Annotated in this window: 2 protein-coding genes; both read left to right on the top strand. The window is 27.1% G+C overall.

Going from position 1 to position 3656, the window contains the following annotated elements; translation table 11 throughout:
* Window positions 1-1009 precede the first annotated feature (1009 nt).
* Window positions 1010-1885: a KilA-N domain-containing protein gene (locus ES045_RS16115; protein ID WP_147117298.1), complete on the top strand. Its 876-nt coding sequence runs from the start codon at window positions 1010-1012 to the stop codon at window positions 1883-1885.
* An 823-nt stretch (window positions 1886-2708) separates the two neighbouring features.
* The gene (locus tag ES045_RS16110; RefSeq protein WP_147117297.1) at window positions 2709-3521 is read left to right on the top strand and encodes a hypothetical protein; all 813 of its coding nucleotides are present in this window, start codon (window positions 2709-2711) and stop codon (window positions 3519-3521) included.
* Window positions 3522-3656 lie beyond the last annotated feature (135 nt).

The raw sequence follows: 3656 nt of genomic DNA, 5'->3' as shown, positions 1-3656 counted from the left end.
TACGAAATCTGTGTAGAAAAGAGAGGTGATTTTCAATGTTGACGAGATCTATAGTCTCTGCGTATAAAATAACCTTAATCCCCTCTTTTGTGCTTTCTAATTTATATTGTTTAAGTTAACATATTTAGTATAATGCTAAGTTAAGCCGTGTAAAAAAAATTGCTAAATTAGTGCTTAACTAAAAGCAGTTGCGATTTTTGCAAACTTCAATTTTCCTCCGGAAAATAGCCGTTCACAAAAATCGCAACTTTCATTACACAACAACGTTACCAAAAATAGCTCACTCACTCAAACCCTGAATTAAAAATAGCGTTTAAAAACTAAAAAAAGGGAATTTAAAATTGCGGAACACTCTCTGAAGATTGGAAAATTCTGAAAGAATTTTGTTTATATTTTTTAAAATTTTGAAAAATAAAATTTAAAAACTGAGCAGTGCGGAATTTAGCAAAATGCGGAGTAAAATCTGTGCGGAATTATCTCTAAAACGAAAATTTAGAAAGGCTGAGAATTTACTGAGAATCAAAAATAAATTGAAATTATTGTCGGAATTAAGCACGTGAGAAAATACTCAAACGCTGAAAAACCAAAATTTCGGAATTGAGCAAAATATGGAAATAAGATATTGGTGGAATTTTCACTCGAACGCTGAATTCAGAAAATAATAAGGAAAATTGAAAAAATAAAAAAACTACTTTTGGTAACACCGTGTAAAAAAAATTGCTAAATTGGTGCTTAATCAAAGCCAGTTGCATTTTTGTAAACTTCAATTTTCCTGCGGAAAATAGCCGTTTACTTAAAACGCAACTTTCCATAACACAACAACGTTACCTAAAATACTTCGGAAACGTTATTTTAAGAAACATTCTTACTGATAATCTTTATTTTTTTGCCACCTCTTTTTTATCACTGTTGCGAAATTAAATATACTGAATTGATTTTTTTATAGAGAATAAATCCTATTATTTAATTTATCTTTGAATAATAATTAGAAATTTTATAAAAATAACAAATGGCTAAAAGAAACAAAATTGTAGTTGATGGAACAACCATAAATATTAGTTCTTCTGATGAGCAAGATTATATTAGTTTGACTGATATGGTTTCAAACCAAGAAGAAGGAAGTAAGCTAATTGAAAAATGGCTTACTAATAAAAACACAATTGAATTTTTAGGCATTTGGGAGCAATTAAATAGTTCAGATTTTAATTCCCCCGAATTCGGGGGTATTATGAATGAAGCTGGTACAAACAGATTTTATATGTCTGTTAAACAATGGGTTAACAGAACCAATGCAAAGGGAATAAAAGCAACTTCAGGAAGATATGGTGGTACTTATGCTCATAAAGACATAGCTTTTAATTTTGGACTATATATTAGTCCAATGTTTAACCTTGTACTGATAAAAGAATTTCAAAGGTTAAAAGAGATTGAATCTAATAAATACGGTTTAGAATGGAATGTCAAAAGGATTTTAAGTAAAGCTAATTATCAAGTCCAAACAAATGCTATAAAAAAATATATAGTGCCAAAAGCGAAATACAGCAAGGCTAAAGAATATATTTTATACACAGATGAAGCAGACCTTTTAAATATTGTTTTATTTGGTTGTACTGCTAAAGATTGGAGGGAATTAAACCCAACAAGAGTATTAAACGGAGAAAACATAAGAGATATGGCAAGTATTAACGAGTTAGCTATATTGAGTAATATCGAGAGTTTAAATTCAACTTTAATTAAAAACAATTTAACTAAAAAACATCGTTTTAAAATTTTGTCGGAAACAGTTAAAGAGCAAAGAGAAACTTTAGATAAAATAGATTTTATAACTGCATTAAAAAAAGAAAATAATTCTACATTTATAGACGCAAAGAAGAAATTAAAATAATGTTTTACTTCCTACGTCAGTAATTTTGCCCACGCTTCAAAAAAAAATAAAGAGTTTAGTAATGTCAATGAACTTTTGATATTATTAAGTCGTACTTTAGGTAACAACGTGTATATTTTATTACTGCTTTTCGCTTAACTTAAAGTTAGTTTAATATTTATTATCTTTGGTTTATTGCCGAAAATACTCGCAAATTTAGACGCAACAAACCATATACAACAACGTTACCAAAAATAGCTCACTCACTCAAATCCTGAATTAAAAATAGCGTTTAAAAACTAAAAAAAAGGGAATTTAAAATTGCGGAACACTCTCTGAAGATTGGAAAATTCTGAAAGAATTTTGTTTATATTTTTTAAAATTTTGAAAAATAAAATTTAAAAACTGAGCAGTGCGGAATTTAGCAAAATGCGGAGTAAAATCTGTGCGGAATTATCTCTAAAACGAAAATTTAGAAAGGCTGATAATTTACTGAGAATCAAAAATAAATTGAAATTATTGTCGGAATTAAGCACGTGAGAAAATACTCAAACGCTGAAAAACCAAAATTTCGGAATTGAGCAAAATATGGAAATAAGATATTGGCGGAATTTTCACTCGAACGCTGAATTCAGAAAATAATAAGGAAAATTGAAAAAATAAAAAAACTACTTTTGGTAACACCGTGTAAAAAAAATTGCTAAATTGGTGCTTAATCAAAGCCAGTTGCATTTTTGTAAACTTCAATTTTCCTGCGGAAAATAGCCGTTTACTTAAAACGCAACTTTCCATAACACAACAACGTTGTAAGTAATTACCAAAAAAAACCGAAAATAGAATTGAAATGAAAAAACTTTTATTTGTAATAATATTATTTACAAGCTTGAAAAATTATTCTCAAGAAATTCAATTTGTAAAAGAATATGACAAAGTAAATTATAAAGATACAGATGGAAATAAAATTGACAAATTAGCAAAATCATATGTTTATTTCTACAATAAAGGAAAAGTAAAAGTTAAAATAATTAATAGTATAAATTTGACTTTGTTCTTAACTGAAATAAATGAAAAGGAGTTAATTGGAACAAAAACAACTTTTTTTAAGGGAATCGATAATAAGGAAAATAAAATACGTGGATTTTACACAGAAAAAAGTTTTTCAATTTTAAGTGATACAAGTACTTTAATTCTAAACAAAGAAGAGCCGAATTCTGAATCAAAAAACAATATTTCATACAAGAATAATAATTACTGTAACGAACGTTTTTCTTTTTGTATAGAATATCCAAAAGGATTTTTACCAAATGGAGAATCTGGAAATGGAGATGGTCAAAGTTTTTATTCTAAAGACCGAAAAACTAAAATATCATCTTGGGGTAATTTAGTAATAGAGGATTTTATAACTTTAAAATCAAATTTTGAAAGAGATAAAAAGAACAAAAATATTACTTATAGCAATAAACGTGAAAATTACTACGTGATTTCTGGTATTGAAAACGGAAAAATATTTTATCAAAAAACACTTCAAAAAAAAATTAATTATTTAGGAAATAATGAAAATACAGATATTTTAATTACATATAAAATCGAATACCCTCAAAGTCAAAAAAATGAATATGATTATTATTGTAATAAAATTAATAACGAATTAAAATAACTACTTACAACAAAGTACTGTGGTAAAAAACAAGTAAAATTCACTTAATTTTTCACCAACACACTTCTGAAAGTATCGTCATATATTAACCCAGATTTGGCGATTGCAAATGCCTGTTTTAAAAGCTTATTACAA

Origin of the sequence: Polaribacter sp. IC073 (assembly GCF_007997075.1) — a bacterium.
Lineage (GTDB): Bacteria > Bacteroidota > Bacteroidia > Flavobacteriales > Flavobacteriaceae > Polaribacter.
This window is presented reverse-complemented; position numbering and strand designations above follow the sequence as displayed.

Bases quoted from the DNA above. Each gene is read 5' to 3' on its own strand.
- ES045_RS16110 (WP_147117297.1), top strand. From the start codon at position 2,709: ATGAAAAAACTTTTATTTGTAATAATATTATTTACAAGCTTGAAAAAT.
- ES045_RS16115 (WP_147117298.1), top strand. From the start codon at position 1,010: ATGGCTAAAAGAAACAAAATTGTAGTTGATGGAACAACCATAAATATT.